We start from the raw sequence: 17,699 nt of genomic DNA on the forward strand, positions 1-17,699 counted from the left end.
CTGTCAGGCCGCCCCCTTGCGTTCCACGAAGCCCAGGTCGACGCCCTGCAGGAAGGGGAAATCCTCGGCCAGCGCCTGCTGGAAGGCGTCCGGGTCCAGCCGCTGGAACCATTTCGGGAATTTCGCGACGATCGTGGCGACGGAATCGCCCTCGTCCCAGCGGGTCTGCAGATAGCCGAGCCCGCCGATATCGGTGAAGGCCGGGAAATGCTTGGGCAACTGGAAATGGTTGTAGGCATAGATGCAGCGGCCCGCGCCGCGCATCCGCACCGCCGCGCCGGCGCCCAGGAAGGGCTGATGCGCGCGCCAGTAGCTGATCGGCTCGCCCTCGTAGCTGCCCATGACCAGGCCCTGCGGATAGCTGATTGCGAAGGCCGGCAGGTCTGAAAAGCGCCTTGCATGGCCGCGGATGCGGGCGACATGGTGGCGGCTGAAGGCGTCGTCGTCGTCGACGCGGAACTGGATCACCGGCCGGCCGGCCGCATCGGCCGCCTCGCGCAGCGGCTCGCGCAGCGCGTTCACCGTCTCGCGCTTGTCCGAGACGATCAGCCGGATCTGCGGCAGGCCTGCGCAAAGATCGCGCAGCCGCTCCAGCCATTCGCGCGGCATCTCGGGCGAGGTCAGGATCCAGAAGCGGAAATCCGCGTCGGTCTGCGCCCTGACCGAGGGCAGGCAGAGCGTCTCGAAGGCGGCGAAGCGGCGCGCCAGCCGCTCGGGCGCGTAGAGCATGGCGCGGCGCCGCGCCATCAGCGCGGGGGCGTTGCCGCCCTGCCCGGCAGTCTCGGCCCAGTCGCATTTCCCCAGGAAGGAAAAGCGGCAGATCCCCACGATATCGTCCCGCAAACCCTGCCCCTTCCTGGCGACCAGAACCGGCGGCAGCCTAGCAGGCGGCGCTGCCCGGTCAAGCGGCGCGGCAGGGCCCGCGGATCGCCGCCACGACATCGGCGGAATGGAATTTTCTGGTTTTCCCCAGCCCGGCCCCGGCCTATATGTCCAACACCTTGGCGGGGGCGACTCGCCGGGGCAATCGGGCAATGTCCGTTCGCAAAGAACGGCGAAAACGGCCGTCATGGCAGGGACGGCAGAAGGGGTAGTCACATGGCCTTTGGCGGGTTGTTTTCCACCGATATCGCGATCGACCTGGGGACCGCGAACACGCTGGTCTATGTCAAGGGCAAGGGCATCATCCTGAACGAGCCTTCGGTCGTCGCCTATCACGTCAAGGACGGCAAGAAGCAGGTGCTGGCCGTGGGCGAGGACGCCAAGCTGATGCTGGGCCGCACTCCGGGCAGCATCGAGGCCATCCGGCCGATGCGCGAGGGCGTGATTGCCGATTTCGACAGCGCCGAGGAAATGATCAAGCATTTCATCAAGAAGGTGTTCAAGCGCACCACCTTCTCGAAGCCGAAGATCATCGTCTGCGTGCCGCATGGCGCCACCCCGGTCGAGAAGCGCGCCATCCGCCAGTCGGTGCTCTCGGCCGGTGCCCGCCGCGCCGGGCTGATCGCGGAACCCATCGCCGCCGCCATCGGCGCCGGCATGCCGATCACCGAGCCGACCGGCAGCATGGTCGTGGATATCGGCGGCGGCACCACCGAGGTCGCCGTGCTGTCCCTGGGCGACGTGGTCTATGCCCGTTCGGTCCGCATCGGCGGCGACCGCATGGATGACGCGCTGATCAACTACCTGCGCCGCAACCACAACCTGCTGATCGGCGAATCGACGGCCGAGCGGGTCAAGACCCAGATCGGCACCGCCCGCATGCCCGACGACGGGCGCGGTGCCACGATCATGGTGCGCGGCCGCGACCTTCTGAACGGCATCCCCAAGGAGATGGAGATCACCCAGGCCATGGTCGCCGAGGCGCTGGCCGAGCCGGTGCAGCAGATCTGCGAATCGGTGATGGTGGCGCTGGAGGCGACGCCGCCGGATCTTGCCGCCGACATCGTGGACCGCGGCGTGATGCTGACCGGCGGCGGCGCCATGCTGGGCGAGCTGGATCTGGCGCTGCGCGAACAGACCGGGCTGATGATCAGCCTGGCCGACCAGCCGATGAGCTGCGTGGCGCTGGGCACCGGCAAGGCCCTTGAATTCGAGAAGCAGCTGCGCCACGTGATCGATTACGACAGCTGAGCGGGTTCGGCCCATGGCGCGCAAGGGCCCTGATTACGCGGCTCCGGTCCGCCGCATCCTGGTTTCGCTGCTGGTGCTGTTCCTGCTGGCGGTGTTCCTGTTCTGGCAGATCGACAGTCCCAGGGCCGAACGCATGCGCGCGGCCTTCATCGACCGCTTCGTGCCCAGCTTCGACTGGGTGATGGCGCCGGTGACCCGGGTCTCGCGCATGGTGGCGGGTTTCCAGTCCTATGCCCGGCTCTACGAGCAGAATCAGGAATTGCGCCGCGAGCTGCAAAAGATGTCGGCCTGGAAAGAGGCCGCCGTGCAGCTGGAGCAGGAAAACGCCAAGCTGCTGGCGCAGAACAGCGTGCGGATCGACCCGGCCCTGACCTCGGTCTCGGGGGTGGTGCTGACCGACAGCGGCACGGCCTTCCGGCAATCGGTGCTGCTGAACGTCGGCGCGCGCGACGGCATCCTGGACGGCTGGGCGACCATGGACGGGCTGGGGCTCGTCGGGCGCATCTCGGGCGTCGGGCAGACCACCAGCCGGGTCATGCTGCTGACCGATCCCTCCAGCCGCATCCCGGTGACCATCCTGCCCTCGGGCCAGCACGCGCTGCTGACCGGCGACAACACGGCCTTGCCGGCGCTGGACTTCATCGAAAGCCCCGAGAACCTGCGCCCCGGCGACCGGGTGGTCAGCTCGGGCGACGGCGGCGTGTTCCCGCCCGGCCTGCCGGTCGGCCAGGTGGCGCTGGCCAACGACGGCCGGCTGCGGGTGCGGCTGGCCGCCGATTACGGGCGGCTGGAATTCCTGCGAGTGCTGCGCAGCCACCCGGCCGAGCAGCTCTCGGATACCGGACTGCTGATCCCGCCGCCGAGCGCGGATTTCATCGGCCCGCCGCTGCCGCCGCTGTCCGACCTGCAAGCGGCCACCGCCGAGGCCGAGGCCGCGGATGATTGAGCCGGCCCGCCGCCAGCGGCTGCTGGGACAGGCGCTGTTCGTGGCGCTGTTCCTGGCGATCCTGTTCTGGCGGCTGCTGCCGCTGGCGCCGGGCCGCATCGGCTGGCCGGGGCCGGACCTGGGGCTGTGCCTGGCGCTGGTCTGGGTGCTGCGCCGCCCCGAACAGGTCCCGGTGCTGACCATCGCCGTCCTGTTCCTGATCGAGGACATCCTGCTGCTTCACCCCATCGGGCTGGGCGCCGCGCTGGCCGTGATCGGCACCGAGGCCGCCCGCAAGCGCGAGCAGCGTTGGCGAGAGCTGCCTTTCATGGTTGAATGGTTGCGCGTGGCGATGCTTCTGGCCTTGATAATGGTGGCGAACCGCTTCCTGCTGGCGATCTTCTTCCTGCCCCTGCCGCCCTTCGGGCAGGTGATCCTGCAATACATCGCCACGGTCGCGGCCTATCCGCTGGTCGCGGGGCTTGCCGGCTGGGTGCTGGGCCTGCCGCGCGGCCGCGCCGAACGAGACACGAGGCATCGCTGAGCCATGCGCAAGTCGGAACGCGAAATCGCCGAAAGCAGCCGCCTCATCACCCGCCGGGTGCTGATGCTGGGGGCGATCCAGGCGGCGGTGGTCTCGGCGCTGGGGCTGAAGCTGCGCTCGATGCAGATCGAGCATGCCGACCAGTATCGCATGCTGTCGGACGGCAATTCGATCAAGATCCGGCTGCTGCCGCCGGCGCGCGGGCTGATCCTGGACCGCAACGGCACGATCATCGCCGGGAACGAGCAGAACTACCGCGTCACCCTGACCCGCGAGGAGGCCGGCGACGTCTCGACCGTGATCGCCCGGCTGCGCCACATCATCCCGATGTCCGACCGCCAGGCCGCCGAGATCCTGGAAGAGATCCGCAAGCGCAGCGCCGTCACCCCGGTGCTGGTCGCCGACCGGCTGAGCTGGGCCGAGTTTTCCTCGATCGCGCTCAACGCCCCCGCCCTGCCCGGCGTCACGCCCGAGGCGGGCCTGTCGCGCAGCTATCCGCGCGCCGGCGATTTCGCGCATGTGCTGGGCTATGTCGGCCCGGTCTCGGATTACGACCTGTCGAAGATCGAGGATCCGGACCCGGTGCTGCGCCTGCCCGAGTTCCAGCTGGGCAAGGTCGGCATGGAGGCCAAGCTGGAGGAGTCGCTGCGCGGCAAGGCCGGCTCGCGCCGGGTCGAGGTGAACAGCGCCGGGCGCGAGATGCGCGAGCTGTCGCGGCAGGAAGGCCAGCAGGGCGCCACGGTGCAGACCACGCTGGACGCCGGGCTGCAGAATTACGCCACCCAGCGGCTGGGCAACGAAAGCGCCGCCGCCGTGGTGATGGACGTGACCAATGGCGACATCCTGGCCATCTCGTCCTCGCCGGTCTTCGACCCGAACAAGTTCGTGCGCGGCATCTCGGGGCCGGATTACCGGGCGCTGATGAACCACGACCACCGGCCGCTGGCCGACAAGACCGTGCAGGGCGTCTATCCGCCCGGCTCGACCTTCAAGATGGTGACGCTGCTGGCCGGGCTGGAATCCGGGGTGATCAATCCCGGCTCGCGCTTCTTCTGCCCGGGCTATACCCAGGTCGCCGGCCGCCGCTTCCATTGCTGGAGCCGGGGCGGCCACGGCACCATCGATGCGGTGCGCAGCCTCGAACAGTCCTGCGACGTCTATTACTACGAGCTGGCGCAGCGCGTCGGCATCGACCGCATCGCCGCCATGGCGCGCAAGCTGGGCATCGGCGTGCGCCACGAGCTGCCGATGTCCGCCATCGCCGAGGGCATCGCCCCCGACCGCGCCTGGAAGCGGGCGCGCTATTCCCAGGAATGGCAGGTCGGCGATTCGCTCAACGCCTCGATCGGCCAGGGCTATGTGCTGGCCTCGCCGCTGCAACTGGCGGTGATGACGGCGCGGGTGGCGACGGGGCGGGCGGTGGCGCCGCGGCTGGTGCGCGCCATCGACGGCCAGGCCGAGCCGCTGCCGGAATGGCCGGAGCTGGACATCAACCCGCTGCACCTGCGCACGGCGCGGGCCGGCATGGACGCGGTGATGAACGGCAGCCACGGCACGGCGCGGCGCTCACGCATCATCGCGCCGGAATGGCAGATGGCCGGCAAGACCGGCACCTCGCAGGTCCGCAACATCACCGCCGCCGAACGCGCCCGCGGAGTGATCTCGAACGAGCAGCTGCCCTGGAACCGGCGGGATCATGCGCTGTTCGTCTGCTTCGCGCCCTATGACATGCCGCGCTATGCGGTCTCGGTGGTGGTCGAGCATGGCGGCGGCGGCTCGGCCGTGGCCGCGCCCATCGCCCGCGACATCCTGCTTTACGCGCTGGCGGACGGGCTGCCGCCGCTTTCCGCCTATCCCGAGGGCGAGCGCGCCAAGGTGCAGGAGATGTGGTCGCGCATGAACCTGATCCCCTCGGCCCGCAAGGGGCAAGAGCGCGCAAAGGCCTGACGCATGAGCTATCTCGACTATCACGTCGCACAGGTGCCGACCGGCTGGCGCAAGATCCTGCATCTGAACTGGCCGCTGGTCTTTCTGGTCACCGCCGTCAGCTGCATCGGTTTCCTGATGCTCTATTCCGTCTCGGGCGGCGAGATGGACCGATGGGCCGGGCCGCAGATGGAACGCTTCGCCGTCGGCATGGTGCTGATGTTCGCGCTGGCCTTCGTGCCGATCTGGTTCTGGCGCTCGATCTCGGTGGCCTCTTACGTGATCTGCGTGGGCCTGCTGATCCTGGTCGAGGTGATCGGCCATGTCGGCATGGGCGCGCAGCGCTGGCTGGTGCTGGGGCCGATCCGCATCCAGCCGTCCGAGCTGACCAAGGTGGCCTTCGTGATGACGCTGGCCGCCTATTACGACTGGCTGCCGGTCGAAAAGGTCTCGCGCCCGTTCTGGGTGCTGATCCCGGTGATCCTGATCCTGCTGCCGACCGGGCTGGTGCTGATGCAGCCCGACCTCGGCACCTCGATCATGCTGATCGCCGGGGGCGGCATCGTGATGTTCGCCGCCGGCGTCAGCCTGTGGTATTTCGCCGGCGTCGTCGCCATCGTCGTCGCCGGCATCACCGCGGTGATGGAGAGCCGGGGCACCGACTGGCAATTGCTGCACGATTACCAGTTCCGCCGCATCGACACCTTCCTCGACCCAAGCTCGGACCCGCTGGGGGCCGGCTACAACATCGCCCAGGCGCAGATCGCGCTGGGATCGGGCGGCTGGTCGGGGCGCGGCTTCATGCAGGGCACGCAGTCGCGGCTGAATTTCCTGCCCGAGAAGCATACCGACTTCATCTTCACCTCGCTGGCCGAGGAATTCGGCTTTGTCGGCGCCGGCTCGCTGCTGATGCTCTATGTGCTGATCCTGGGCTTCTGCATGTATTCGGCCCTGACCAACCGCGACCGCTTCGCCAGCCTGATGACCATCGGCATCGCCGGGACGTTCTTCCTGTATTTCTCGATCAACATGGCCACGGTGATGGGGATGCTGCCCGCCAAGGGCTCGCCCCTGCCGCTGGTCAGCTATGGGGGGACCTCGCTGATGATCCTGCTGATGGCCTTCGGCATCGTGCAATCGGCCCATGTCCACCGGCCGCGGGGCTGACCGGATGCGGGTGCTGTTCGCCGCCCCTGCCCGGCTGTGGGACGCCTGGGCGCCCGCCCTGCGCGCCGCCTGCCCCGAGATGGATCTGCGCCGCGACGGCGATCCGGCCGGTTTCGACGCGCTGATCTACGCGCCCGGCTATCCCGAGGACGGCGCCAGGCTGGATTTCACCCCCTTCACCCGCGCCCGCGTCGTGCAAAGCCTCTGGGCGGGGGTCGAGCGCATCGTGACCAACCCGACCCTGACGCAGCCATTGTGCCGGATGGTCGATCCGGGGCTGGCGCAGGGCATGGTGGAATATTGCACCGGCTGGGCGCTGCGGGCGCATCTGGGCATGGACCGCCATGCGCAGGACGGGGTCTGGCGCAACCACCTGACCCCGCCGCTGGCCGCCGGGCGCGGCATCACCGTGCTGGGCATGGGCGAACTGGGGCGGGCCGTGGCCTCGGCCTTGGCGGGGCTGGGGTTCCGGGTCACCGGCTGGTCCGCATCCGGCCGCGCCGTGCCGGGGATCGAGGTCCTGCCCGGCGCGGCCCTGCCCGAGGCCCTGCGCCGCGCCGAGATCCTGGTCTGCCTTCTGCCCGACACGGCCGAGACCCGCGACCTGCTGAACGCCGAACGGCTGGCGCTGCTGCCAGCGGGTGCGACGATCATCAATGCCGGGCGCGGCACGCTGATCGACGAACCGGCGCTGATCGCGGCGCTGGACCGCGACCCGGCGGCGCGCGCGGTGCTGGACGTGTTCCGGCACGAACCCTTGCCGCCAGAACATCCGTTCTGGCGCCATCCGCGCATCACCGTCACCCCGCATGTGGCGGCCGAGACCCGGCCCTCCAGCGCCGCGCCGGTCGCGGCCGAGAACCTGCGCCGCGCCATGCGCGGCCAGCCGCTGCTGCATCTGGTGGACCGGGCGCGGGGCTATTGACCGGCGGATTTGCCGCTTCGGGCCCGGCATGCTATTCCGGGGACCACGCCCCGCCGCCCTGACGGTTTGCGCAAGTTGCGCACGAAAGGCTGCCGGCGGATAACGAAAGCGGATGAAACGGCCTCCGGGCCGATGGAGCGATTTTCATGACGATCACCCCTGTTCTGCTGGCCGGAGGATCGGGCACCCGGCTGTGGCCCGTCTCGCGCAAGAGCTTTCCCAAGCAATTCGCGCCCTTGGTGGGCGAGGAAAGCCTGTTCCAGGCCTCGGCCCGCCGGCTTCACGGTCCGCGCTACGGCGCGCCGCTGGTGATGACCAATGCCGATTTCCGCTTCATCGTCGCCGAGCAGCTGGACCAGATCGGCATCGCGCCCGCGGCCATCCTGATCGAGCCCGCGGGCCGCAATACCGCGCCCGCCATCCTGGCCGCCGCGCTGAGCGCCGCCGAAAAGGACCCCGATGCGGTGCTGCTGGTCGCGCCCTCGGACCATGTGGTGCCCGATGCCGAGGCCTTCGGCCGCGCCGTCGATCTGGGCCTGCCCGCCGCGCAGGCGGGCCGCATCGTCACCTTCGGCATCGCCCCCACCCGGCCCGAAACCGGCTATGGCTACATGGAGGCCGAGGACGAGGGCGAGGGCCCGCTGGTGCTGAAACGCTTCGTCGAGAAGCCCGATGCCGAGAAAGCGGCGCAGATGATCGCGCAGGGCAATTTCCTGTGGAATGCCGGGATCTTCCTGTTTGCCGCCCGGACGATGGTCGAGGCGTTCAGGGCCCATGCGCCGGAATACCTGCCCCCCGTCGAGGCGGCGCTGGCCGAGGCCCAGACGGATCTCGGCTTCCTGCGGCTGGCGCCCGAGCCCTGGGAGCAGCTGCCCGACCGCTCGGTGGATTACGCGGTGCTGGAAAAGGCCGACAATCTGTCGGTGGTGCGCTTTTCGGGCTATTGGTCGGATCTTGGCGGCTGGGACGCGGTCTGGCACGAGGCACAGGCCGCCGCGCCGGCCGAACGCGGCGCCGTCACCGACCGACGCTCGACCGCCATCGATTGCGACAACGTGCTGCTGCGCTCGCAGGACGAGGGGATGGAGGTGGTGGGCATCGGGCTGAAGGACGTGATGGTCGTCGCCACCAAGGACGCGGTGCTGGTCGCCGGCATGGACCGCGCGCAAGAGGTCAGGAAGGCGGTCTCGGCGCTGAGGGCCAAGGGCGCCCGGCAGGCCGAGACCTTCCTGCGCGACCACCGCCCCTGGGGCTGGTTCGAGACGCTGGCGCTGGCCGACCGCTTCCAGGTCAAGCGCATCGTGGTCAATCCGGGCGGCGCGCTGTCGCTGCAATCGCATTTCCACCGTTCGGAGCACTGGATCGTGGTCAGCGGCACGGCGCGGGTGACGGTGAACGACACCGAGACGCTGGTGACCGAGAACCAGTCGATCTATGTGCCGCTGGGCGCCGTGCACCGGATGGAGAATCCCGGCAAGGTGCCGATGGTGCTGATCGAGGTGCAGACCGGCGCCTATCTGGGCGAGGACGACATCGTGCGCTACGAGGACATCTATTCGCGCGACTGACGCCGCTCGCGGCATCGTGCGGCGCGATTGCTTGCGCCGCTGAACCGGGCCGTCTAACCATGGCCGGCGATGAGACGGATGACGAAATCCCTGCTTCCCGCCCTGGCCCTGACGCTGGCCGCGCTGACTGCACGGGCCGGGGAACTGACCGTGCAGCTGCGCGGCCCGGCCCTGGCGGAATCCGCCGGCTTTCTGCTGGCCGAGGCGCGCGGTCATTATGCCGAGGAAGGGCTGACCGTCACCCTGCGCCCCGCCGACGGCGCCCCGCCCTTCGAGGCGCTGGCGCGGGGCGAGGCGGACCTGGCGGTGGAATGGCTGCCCACCGCGCTGGTGGCGCGGGAAAACGGCCTGCCGGTGGTCAATATCGGCCAGATCTTCGCCCATCCGGCGCTGCGGCTGACCTGCCTGCGCGAGACGGGCGTGGCCGGCGCCGCCGATCTGCGCGGCAAGACCATCGGCAGTTGGTTCGGGGGCACGGACTATCCGCTGCGGGCCTGGCTGAACCGGCTGGGACTGGTCCCCGACGACAGCCTGTCCGGCGTCGCGCTGCTGGCGCAATGGCCGGGCGCCGAGATGCTGCGCCAGAAGCAGGCCGCCTGCATCAGCACGCTGAGCTACGACCCGTTGCCGGGCGAGGGCCTGATCGAGCTCGACCCGCGGGACCAGGGCGCCTCGGTGCTTGAGGACGGGCTTTACGTTCTTGCCGGCCAGCTGGCCGGGCCCGAGGCCGAGGCGCAACTGGCGGGCTTTCTGCGCGCCAGCATGAAGGGCTGGCGCGAGGCGGCGGAAAATCCCGTGGAAACCGCGCGGCTGATCCTCGGCCCCGATCCGGACGAGGCGGCGGTGCAGCGGCAGGCCGCAATGCTGCGCCGGATCGGCCCGCTGCTTTCGGCCGGCGGGGCGCTGGACGAGGCGGAATACCGCCGCACGGTCGAGACCCTGCGCGTCGGCGGGTCCCAGGCCGTGCTGCGCCGCGACCCGAGCGACGCCTTCACCGCCCGGATCTCCCGAAGGGCCGCCCCGGCCGAGGCTGCCGCCGTTGCCGCCGAGGGACCCGACGTCACGCCCCTGCGCTGATCCGTCCCAGCCCGCCCCCCTTGCCGCCCCTCGCCGCCGCGGGCAAGAGGGGCGGATGAGCGACACATCTCCCCGCCGCCACAGTCCGATCGAGGACGCGCAAGGTCTGGCCTATGGCAGCTTCATGGCCGCGACCGGCGTGCTGCTGCTGACCCATCTGGGCTTCGTCACCGGACAGACGGCGGGGCTGGCGATCCTGATCTCCTATGCCACCGGCTGGGGCTTCGCGCCGGTGTTCTTCGTGGTGAACCTGCCCTTCTACTGGCTGGGCTACCGGCGGCTGGGGCTGGGCTTCATGCTCAAGACCTTCACCGCCGTGGCGGCGATGTCGGTCCTGGTCGCGGTCCTGCCGGCCGGGCTGGAATTCGGCCATGTCCATCCGGCGGTGGGCGCCGTCCTGGTCGGCTTCCTAACCGGTTCGGCGCTGCTGGCGCTGTTCCGGCACGGCGCCTCGTTGGGCGGGATCGGCATCGTGGCGCTGTATCTGCAGGACGCGACCGGCTTTCGCGCCGGCTGGACGCAACTGATCTTCGACGCCTGCCTGTTCCTGGCGGCGCTGATGCTGCGCGACTGGCAAAGCGTCGCCTGGTCCTTTCTGGGCGCGCTGGTGCTGAACCTGGTGATCGCGATCAACCACCGCCGCGACCGCTATGTCGTGTGAAGGGCGGCCTAGGCCGCCACCCCCAGCGCGCGCTTGACGTTCGCGGTCCAACCCAGCAGGCGCTTGTCGTCCTGGACGATGGCCGGGCGCTTCATCAGCGAGGGCTTGGCCGACAGCATCTGCAGGGGCGTGCCGGCGCGCTCCTCCTCGGACATGCCGCGCCAGGTCAGGCTGGCGCGGTTGACCAGCTTCTCGCCGAACTCGGCGATCATGCGCTGCCATTCCTCCCGGTCCAGCGGCACCTTGGCCACGTCGCGGAATTCGACCTGCCAGCCTGCGGCCTCCAGCTCGGCCTGCGCCTTCTGGCAGGTCGAGCAATGGCCGAGGCCATACATCATGAGCCGCCCCGCCATCAGACGAAGGGCACCAGGGGCACGCCGCAGGCCGCAAGGGCCAGCACCGCGCAAAGGGAAAGGGCCTGTCTCACCGATTCTCTCCTTCTTCGGGTCACGGATTGCGCGCCTTATCGGCCAAGCCCGCGGCCGGCGCTAGTGGCCGCTGCCGTCATGCAGCCGCGCCCGGATGCGCCGCATGCCCAGCCAGACGCCAAGCACCGCGACCGGCGTCAGCGCCGCGACCAGCACCGCCTTGTCGATATGCAGCGCATGGGCCAGCGGATAAAGCGCATAGCCCAGCAGGCCGACCGCGTAATAGCTGATCGCCACGACCGACAGCCCCTCGACCGTGTGCTGCAGCCGCAATTGCAGGTCGGCGCGGCGGTCCATGCGCTGCATCAACTCCTGATTCTGGGCGCTGCGCTGCACATCGACGCGGGTGCGCAGCAGCTCGCCGGCGCGCTCGCTGCGGTCCAGCATGGCCGAGAGCCGCTTCTCGGCCGATTTCGCGGTCCGCATGGCGGGCAGATAGCGCCGCGCCATGAACTCGGTCAGCATCTGCCCGCCGAGAAAGCGCGACTCGCGCAGCGAGGCGACGCGGTCCATGACGATGGCCTCATAGGCCGCATTGGCGCCGAAGCGGAAGGCGTGCTGGGTCGCCGCGCTCTCCAGCCGGGTCGAGACCGAGAGCAGGTCTTGCAGCACCGCGTCGGCGGGGCGGCTGTCGTCGCTCATGCCCTGGACGATGTCGCTGAGCTGCGGGTCCAGCGCGTTCAGCTGCCGGGTCAGTTCACGGGCGCGGCCCAGGCCCAGCATGGACATGGCGCGATAGGTCTCAAGATCCAGCAGGCGCTGGACGATGCGGCCGATCCGGCCCGATTGGGTACCGGGCTTGACGAACAGCGCAAAGCGCATCCAGCCGGCCGGATCGATGCGGAAATCGCCGGCCACCACCGCCGCCTCCTCCAGCACCCAGACCGAGGCCATGCTGTCGGCCGCGAACCATTCCGACAGGCGCGGCAGGATGTCGGCCGGATCCTCCGGCAGGATATCGACCTGGATCATCACCGCGGCAATGCGCTTGCCCGGCGCGTGGTGCTGCCAGTCATGCGGAAAGATCGCCCCGGCCGAGGGGTCGAAGGGCCGCGGCGGCAGGCCGGGCGCGAAGGCGGCATAGGTGACGAACTCGGTATGGCTTTCCCAGCGCAGTTGATGGCGGCCCAGCTGCGCCGCGTAATGCCCGGCGCTGGTGTCGGGGCGCGGCGCGCCGTGCCGGGCGCAAAGCTCGGCCAGATGCGCCACGTCCCGGGCCCGGTCGCGGTTGGCGGCGTCGCGCGGCTCCTTGATCGCCAGAAAGACCGCGGTGCAGGGCGCCCGAAGCCGCGGCGAGGGCCGGGCATGCAACTCGTTCACCAGGGCGTAACGCTGGGGGTGTTCGTCTTCGTCGTTCATGGCCGCATGATTAGCCGCGGCCATCTTTCCCGCAACAGGAAAGCCCGGCGATTTCGCGGCGCTGGCAAATCTGCCACGCCGCCGCCCGGCGCATCAGGATTTCGTGAAGCCTGCCGCATTGCCCAGCGGGCGCGGGACAGGCAAAATAAGGCAAAACACCGGATCGAGGGCATCGCATGACAGGCTGGCTGAGTCGCATCTGCGCCATCGCGCTTATCCTTGGGCTTGCCGCCTGCGCGCCCAGCAAGTTCAAGACCTATTCCGGCCCTCCGGTCACGCAGGTCGTGGTCAACAAGGGCGCGCGGCAGATGCTGCTGCTCAGCGGCAATACGGTGCTGAAAGCCTATCGCATCGGGCTGGGCAACGAGCCCATCGGCCACAAGCAGTTCGAGGGCGACGGCAAGACCCCCGAGGGGCTCTATTTCATCGACCGCCGCAATCCCGACAGCCGCTACCACCTGTCCATCGGGATCTCCTATCCCAATGCGCAGGACAAGGCGCTGGCGGCGGCCATCGGGCGCAGCGCCGGCAGCGACATCTTCATCCATGGCCAGGGCCCCGAGGGGCGGGCGCTCTCGAAGCTGCGCCACGACTGGACGGCCGGCTGCATCTCCGTCACCGATGCCGAGGTCGAGGATATCTACGCCATGGTGCGCGACGGCACGCCGATCCTGATCACGCCCTGAGCCTTTCGGCCAGCGGACGAACCGGGCCGGCGCGATACGCGCATGGCTTGTATGGCAGACCTGTTCAAAAGGGCATATACTCATCGCGGCCGCCGCGGATTAACACATGGCTGAAATGTTGATCCTCGAATGCCGGCACCCATGTATCTGCCCCCCATCATCCACGACGCCCTGATCGATTCGGCCGAGACCGAGGGCTATGTGCCCGGCACCATCGAAAGCATCATGCGTTTCGGACCGCATTCGCGCTGGCGGGCGGGGGCCATCGCCCAGTCGGGCGAGGGCTCGCTTGCGCTTGCCACGCGCTGCGCGCTGCTGATCCCGCGCAAGGGCAAGCGCACCCGCAAGCTGGCGCTGCATCCCGCCCTGCCCACCGATGTCATCAAGTCGATGCTGGATGCGATCTGAAGCCGGGACCCGGGACTAAAGGCGCGGATATGAAAAAAAGCGGGCCTCGCGGCCCGCTTTCGTCATTTCCCCCCCCCTCACTCGATCATGGGCAGGAGCTGGTCGATGGATTTCTTTGCGTCGCCGTAGAACATGCGGGTGTTTTCCTTGTAGAAGAGCGGGTTCTCGATGCCGGAATAGCCGGTGCCCTGGCCGCGCTTGCTGACGAAGACCTGCTTGGCCTTCCAGACCTCCAGCACCGGCATGCCGGCGATGGGGCTGTTGGGGTCCTCCTGCGCCGCCGGGTTCACGATGTCGTTCGAGCCGATCACGATCGCCACGTCGGTCGAGGGGAAATCCTCGTTGATCTCGTCCATCTCCAGCACGATGTCATAGGGCACCTTGGCCTCGGCCAGCAGCACGTTCATATGCCCCGGCAGGCGGCCCGCCACCGGGTGGATGGCGAAGCGCACGGTCTTGCCCTTGGCGCGCAGCTTGCGGGTCAGTTCCGACACCGATTGCTGCGCCTGCGCCACCGCCATGCCATAGCCCGGCACGATGATGATCTCGTCGGCATCGTTCAAGGCCGCCGCCACGCTGTCGGCGTCGATGGCCACCTGCTCGCCCTCGATCTCCATCGCCGGGCCCGCCTCGCCGCCGAAGCCGCCCAGGATCACGCTGACGAAATTGCGGTTCATCGCCTTGCACATGATGTAGCTCAGGATCGCACCCGAGGAGCCGACCAGCGCGCCCACCACGATCAGCAGGTCGTTGCCCAGCGTGAAGCCGATCGCCGCCGCCGCCCAGCCGGAATAGCTGTTCAGCATCGACACCACCACCGGCATGTCGGCGCCGCCGATGCCCATGATCAGGTGATAGCCGATGAAGAAGGCCAGCAGCGTGATCAGCAGCAGCCACGGCACCGCCGGCCCGATCCCGGCGCAATAGAGGACGCCCAGCAGCACCGACAGCGCCGCCGCGCCGGCGTTCAGCATATGCCCGCCCGGCAGCTTGCGGGGCTTGCCGTCGATCTTGCCCGCCAGCTTGCCGAAGGCCACCACCGAGCCGGTGAAGGTCACCGCGCCGATGAAGATGCCCAGGAAGACCTCGACCTTCAGCATGGCGATCTCGGCCGGGGTCTTGTGCGCCAGCACCGCGGCGAAGCCCTCGAAATGCGCGGCGGCATCCGTGGCGCGGGCGCGGATCACCCGCGCCAGCTCGAACTGGGCGTTGAAGCCGATCAGCACCGCGGCGAGGCCGACCAGGCTGTGCATGGCCGCGACCAGCTGCGGCATCTCGGTCATCTGCACCCGCTTGGCGACATACCAGCCGACGCCGCCGCCGATGGCCAGCATGACCAGCGTCAGCCCCCAATTGCCATAGCCCGGCCCGATCAGCGTCGCGACCACCGCCAGCGCCATGGCCGCGATGCCGTACCAGACCGCGCGCTTGGCGCTTTCCTGGCCCGAGAGCCCGCCCAGGGACAGGATGAACAGCACGGCCGCGACCACATAGGCGGCGGTGGTGAATCCGTATTCCATGCGCCCTCTCCCCTTACGACTTCTGGAACATGGCGAGCATCCGGCGCGTGACCAGGAAGCCGCCGAAGATGTTGACGCCCGCCATCAGCACCGACAGCGCCGCCAGAAGCACCACCAGCCAGCCGCCCGAGCCGATCTGCAGCAGCGCGCCGACGATGATGATCGAGGAGATGGCATTGGTGATCGCCATCAAGGGCGTGTGCAGCGAATGGCTGACGTTCCAGATCACCTGGAAGCCGACGAAGACCGCCAGCACGAAGACGATGAAATGCGACAGGAAGCTGGCCGGGGCGAACAGGCCCACCAGCAGCATCAGCACCGCCCCCGCGCCGAGCAGCGTCACCTGGCTGCGGGTCTGGGCGCGGAAGGCGGCGATTTCCTGCGCGCGCCGTTCCTCGGGGGTCGGCTCCTTGGGCTTTTCCTTGGGCTTCGCGGCGGCGATGGCCGCGACCTTGGGCGGCGGCGGCGGCCAGGTCACGTCGCCGTCATGGGTGACGGTCGAGCCGCGGATCACGTCGTCCTCCATGTTCTGGACGATGACGCCGTCCTTGCCCGGCGTCAGGTCCGAGAGCATGTGGCGGATGTTGTTGCCGTAAAGTTCAGAGGCTTGCGCCCCCATCCTCGACGGGAAATCGGTATAGCCGATCACCACCACGCCGTTTTCGGTGACGATGCGCTCATCCGGGACGGTCAGCTCGCAATTGCCGCCGCGCTCGGCCGCCAGGTCGACGATGACCGAGCCGGTCTTCATCGCCGCGACCATGTCGGCGGTCCACAGCTTCGGCGCGTCGCGGCCGGGGATCAGCGCCGTGGTGATGACGATGTCCATCTCGGGCGCCAGTTCGCGGAACTTCTCGAGCTGCTTTTCGCGGAACTCGGGCGAGGAGGGCGCCGCATAGCCGCCGGTGGCGGCCCCGTCCTGCACCTGGTCCTGGAAGTCCAGGTAGACGAATTCCGCGCCCATCGATTCGATCTGCTCGGCCACCTCGGGGCGCACGTCGAAGGCATGGACCTGCGCGCCCAGGCTGACCGCGGCGCCGATGGCGGCAAGCCCGGCGACGCCGGCGCCCACCACCAGCACCTTGGCCGGCGGCACCTTGCCCGCCGCCGTCACCTGGCCGGTGAAGAAGCGGCCGAAATTGTTCGCCGCCTCGATCACCGCCCGGTAGCCGGCGATATTGGCCATCGACGACAGCGCATCCATCTTCTGCGCGCGCGAGATGCGCGGCACCATGTCCATGGCGATGGCGGTGACGCCCTGCTCGCGCGCCAGCTCCAGCAGGTCCGGGTTCTGCGCCGGCCAGAAATGCGAGATCAGCACCTGGCCGCGCCGCATCTGCCGCAGTTCCCCGGGCTCGGGCGGCCGCACCTTGACCACCACGTCCACCGCGCCGATCAGCGCCGCGGCGTCCGGCAGCACCGCGACCCCGGCCGCCTCATAGGCCGCGTCCGAAAACCCCGCACGAACCCCGGCGCCCGCCTCGACGTAAACCTCATGCCCAAGCTTCTGCAGATGCGCCGCAGAGGACGGAGTCACCGCAACACGCGCCTCACCCCCAAAACGCTCTCTCAATCCGCCGATCTTCACCAGGCGATCTCCCCTGTTAGCGACTTCCAACGTCCCCCATAGCAGAGCGCAATAATCTTTCACAAGGGCGTGACGGCGGGAGCGATCCGGAAATGTTACGTCACGTCAGAATCGTAATCGCTGACCAGAAGGTGCAGCGGCGCCTCGTCCTCGACGACATTCGCGAACCTGCCGATGGGTGCCGCGAAGATATTGTCGGTCAGATCGTCGTTTACCGTCGAGACCTCGCCGATCAGCACCGGCCCGCCCTCGGCCCAGAATTCATGCCAGTCCCCGGGCCGCAGGGTCACGGATTCGCCCGGCCCCAGCCGCAGCACTCCGCCCGCCGCCACCTCGCGCGGGATGCCGTCGCAATCGACCCGGCAAGGCGCATTGCGGTCCATGCGGCCCTGCGCGTCCGAACCGCAGAGCCGGATGGCCAGGGTGGCGCCCCAGCGGTTGATGATATCCTCGGTCTTGATGACATGGGTATGCATCGGGCTGATCTGGTTTTCCTGCGAAATCAGCAGCTTTTCGGCATAGACCATGCCCCGCCCGGCCTGCAGGTCGGCCAGCCGGCCATTGCGCAGGGTAAAAAGAAACAGACCGAGCCGGTCGAAATCGCCCTGGCCGTAATCGGTGATGTCCCAGCCCAGCCGGCCCTCGCGGATGGCGGGGGTGGCGCGGGCGCGGAACTCCTCGGGGCTCCAATGCGCGAAGGGCGGCAGGTGGAAGCCTGCCTTGCCGATCAGCTCGGCCGCCTCGGCCATGATGCGGTTGATGCGCGAGCGTTCCATGATGACCT

At 68.9% G+C, this 17,699-nt stretch carries 17 protein-coding genes; 11 read left to right on the plus strand and 6 right to left on the minus strand.

What is annotated here, in order from left to right:
* Positions 1-3 precede the first annotated feature (3 nt).
* A complete protein-coding gene (locus PARJ55_RS0100460; RefSeq protein ID WP_028711186.1) occupies positions 4-843 on the minus strand; it encodes a putative rhamnosyl transferase in 840 nt (279 codons plus the stop codon).
* A gap of 255 nt (positions 844-1,098) precedes the next feature.
* On the opposite strand from PARJ55_RS0100460, the gene PARJ55_RS0100465 reads away from it, so the two are divergent.
* The 9 genes from PARJ55_RS0100465 to PARJ55_RS0100505 all read left to right on the plus strand — a co-directional run bounded on the left by PARJ55_RS0100465 (position 1,099) and on the right by PARJ55_RS0100505 (position 10,926).
* Positions 1,099-2,133, plus strand: a complete 1,035-nt coding sequence (locus PARJ55_RS0100465) for a rod shape-determining protein (protein ID WP_028711187.1) — start codon at positions 1,099-1,101, stop codon at positions 2,131-2,133.
* Between the two features lie 13 nt (positions 2,134-2,146).
* Positions 2,147-3,079, plus strand: a complete 933-nt coding sequence (gene mreC, locus PARJ55_RS0100470) for a rod shape-determining protein MreC (protein ID WP_028711188.1) — start codon at positions 2,147-2,149, stop codon at positions 3,077-3,079.
* Positions 3,072-3,602 (plus strand): hypothetical protein, encoded by a 531-nt coding sequence (locus PARJ55_RS0100475; protein ID WP_028711189.1) that lies wholly within the window; start codon positions 3,072-3,074, stop codon positions 3,600-3,602. Before mreC ends, PARJ55_RS0100475 begins: the two co-directional genes overlap by 8 nt.
* A 3-nt stretch (positions 3,603-3,605) precedes the next feature.
* Positions 3,606-5,549: a penicillin-binding protein 2 gene (gene mrdA / locus PARJ55_RS0100480; protein ID WP_028711190.1), complete on the plus strand. Its 1,944-nt coding sequence runs from the start codon at positions 3,606-3,608 to the stop codon at positions 5,547-5,549.
* Between the two features lie 3 nt (positions 5,550-5,552).
* Positions 5,553-6,695: a rod shape-determining protein RodA gene (rodA, locus tag PARJ55_RS0100485; protein WP_028711191.1), complete on the plus strand. Its 1,143-nt coding sequence runs from the start codon at positions 5,553-5,555 to the stop codon at positions 6,693-6,695.
* Entirely contained in the window at positions 6,673-7,620 is a 948-nt protein-coding gene (locus tag PARJ55_RS0100490) for a glyoxylate/hydroxypyruvate reductase A (protein WP_232215643.1), read from the plus strand. The genes rodA and PARJ55_RS0100490 overlap by 23 nt, the downstream gene beginning before the upstream one ends.
* A 146-nt stretch (positions 7,621-7,766) precedes the next feature.
* The gene (locus PARJ55_RS0100495) at positions 7,767-9,188 is read left to right on the plus strand and encodes a mannose-1-phosphate guanylyltransferase/mannose-6-phosphate isomerase (protein ID WP_028711193.1); all 1,422 of its coding nucleotides are present in this window, start codon (positions 7,767-7,769) and stop codon (positions 9,186-9,188) included.
* A 78-nt stretch (positions 9,189-9,266) separates the two neighbouring features.
* A complete protein-coding gene (locus PARJ55_RS0100500) occupies positions 9,267-10,265 on the plus strand; it encodes an ABC transporter substrate-binding protein (protein ID WP_036699118.1) in 999 nt (332 codons plus the stop codon).
* Between the two features lie 55 nt (positions 10,266-10,320).
* Positions 10,321-10,926, plus strand: coding sequence for a YitT family protein (locus PARJ55_RS0100505; protein ID WP_028711195.1), 606 nt, complete (start codon positions 10,321-10,323; stop codon positions 10,924-10,926).
* Between the two features lie 8 nt (positions 10,927-10,934).
* Here the strand turns inward: PARJ55_RS0100505 and PARJ55_RS0100510 are convergent, their stop codons facing one another.
* Positions 10,935-11,279, minus strand: coding sequence for an arsenate reductase family protein (locus PARJ55_RS0100510; RefSeq protein ID WP_036699117.1), 345 nt, complete (start codon positions 11,277-11,279; stop codon positions 10,935-10,937).
* Between the two features lie 135 nt (positions 11,280-11,414).
* Positions 11,415-12,713, minus strand: a complete 1,299-nt coding sequence (locus PARJ55_RS0100515; protein ID WP_028711197.1) for a DUF3422 family protein — start codon at positions 12,711-12,713, stop codon at positions 11,415-11,417.
* 176 nt (positions 12,714-12,889) lie between these two features.
* On the opposite strand from PARJ55_RS0100515, the gene PARJ55_RS0100520 reads away from it, so the two are divergent.
* Together PARJ55_RS0100520 and PARJ55_RS0100525 are read left to right on the plus strand one after the other, a co-directional pair.
* Complete coding sequence (locus PARJ55_RS0100520; protein WP_028711198.1) at positions 12,890-13,399, plus strand: murein L,D-transpeptidase family protein; 510 nt, start codon at positions 12,890-12,892, stop codon at positions 13,397-13,399.
* A gap of 141 nt (positions 13,400-13,540) precedes the next feature.
* On the plus strand, positions 13,541-13,807 hold the full coding sequence (locus tag PARJ55_RS0100525; RefSeq protein ID WP_028711199.1) for a hypothetical protein: 267 nt from the start codon (positions 13,541-13,543) through the stop codon (positions 13,805-13,807).
* A gap of 77 nt (positions 13,808-13,884) precedes the next feature.
* Here the strand turns inward: PARJ55_RS0100525 and PARJ55_RS0100530 are convergent, their stop codons facing one another.
* The 3 genes from PARJ55_RS0100530 to PARJ55_RS0100540 form a co-directional block, all read right to left on the minus strand.
* Positions 13,885-15,327: an NAD(P)(+) transhydrogenase (Re/Si-specific) subunit beta gene (locus PARJ55_RS0100530; protein ID WP_028711200.1), complete on the minus strand. Its 1,443-nt coding sequence runs from the start codon at positions 15,325-15,327 to the stop codon at positions 13,885-13,887.
* 13 nt (positions 15,328-15,340) lie between these two features.
* Positions 15,341-16,915 carry a Re/Si-specific NAD(P)(+) transhydrogenase subunit alpha gene (locus tag PARJ55_RS0100535; RefSeq protein WP_028711201.1) on the minus strand — a complete coding sequence of 525 codons (1,575 nt, stop codon included), beginning with the start codon at positions 16,913-16,915 and terminating at the stop codon, positions 15,341-15,343.
* A gap of 95 nt (positions 16,916-17,010) precedes the next feature.
* Positions 17,011-17,691, minus strand: coding sequence for a D-lyxose/D-mannose family sugar isomerase (locus tag PARJ55_RS0100540; protein ID WP_028711202.1), 681 nt, complete (start codon positions 17,689-17,691; stop codon positions 17,011-17,013).
* Between the last annotated feature and the right edge of the window lie 8 nt (positions 17,692-17,699).

Origin of the sequence: Paracoccus sp. J55 (genome assembly GCF_000513975.1) — a bacterium.
GTDB lineage: Bacteria > Pseudomonadota > Alphaproteobacteria > Rhodobacterales > Rhodobacteraceae > Paracoccus.

Coding starts and splice junctions, on each gene's coding strand:
- PARJ55_RS0100465 (WP_028711187.1), top strand. CDS start 1,099: ATGGCCTTTGGCGGGTTGTTTTCCACCGATATCGCGATCGACCTGGGG.
- mreC (WP_028711188.1), top strand. CDS start 2,147: ATGGCGCGCAAGGGCCCTGATTACGCGGCTCCGGTCCGCCGCATCCTG.
- PARJ55_RS0100540 (WP_028711202.1), bottom strand. CDS start 17,691: ATGGAACGCTCGCGCATCAACCGCATCATGGCCGAGGCGGCCGAGCTG.
- mrdA (WP_028711190.1), top strand. CDS start 3,606: ATGCGCAAGTCGGAACGCGAAATCGCCGAAAGCAGCCGCCTCATCACC.
- PARJ55_RS0100490 (WP_232215643.1), top strand. CDS start 6,673: ATGTCCACCGGCCGCGGGGCTGACCGGATGCGGGTGCTGTTCGCCGCC.
- PARJ55_RS0100515 (WP_028711197.1), bottom strand. CDS start 12,713: ATGAACGACGAAGACGAACACCCCCAGCGTTACGCCCTGGTGAACGAG.
- rodA (WP_028711191.1), top strand. CDS start 5,553: ATGAGCTATCTCGACTATCACGTCGCACAGGTGCCGACCGGCTGGCGC.
- PARJ55_RS0100500 (WP_036699118.1), top strand. CDS start 9,267: ATGACGAAATCCCTGCTTCCCGCCCTGGCCCTGACGCTGGCCGCGCTG.
- PARJ55_RS0100505 (WP_028711195.1), top strand. CDS start 10,321: ATGAGCGACACATCTCCCCGCCGCCACAGTCCGATCGAGGACGCGCAA.
- PARJ55_RS0100525 (WP_028711199.1), top strand. CDS start 13,541: ATGTATCTGCCCCCCATCATCCACGACGCCCTGATCGATTCGGCCGAG.
- PARJ55_RS0100495 (WP_028711193.1), top strand. CDS start 7,767: ATGACGATCACCCCTGTTCTGCTGGCCGGAGGATCGGGCACCCGGCTG.
- PARJ55_RS0100475 (WP_028711189.1), top strand. CDS start 3,072: ATGATTGAGCCGGCCCGCCGCCAGCGGCTGCTGGGACAGGCGCTGTTC.
- PARJ55_RS0100530 (WP_028711200.1), bottom strand. CDS start 15,327: ATGGAATACGGATTCACCACCGCCGCCTATGTGGTCGCGGCCGTGCTG.
- PARJ55_RS0100510 (WP_036699117.1), bottom strand. CDS start 11,279: ATGGCGGGGCGGCTCATGATGTATGGCCTCGGCCATTGCTCGACCTGC.
- PARJ55_RS0100520 (WP_028711198.1), top strand. CDS start 12,890: ATGACAGGCTGGCTGAGTCGCATCTGCGCCATCGCGCTTATCCTTGGG.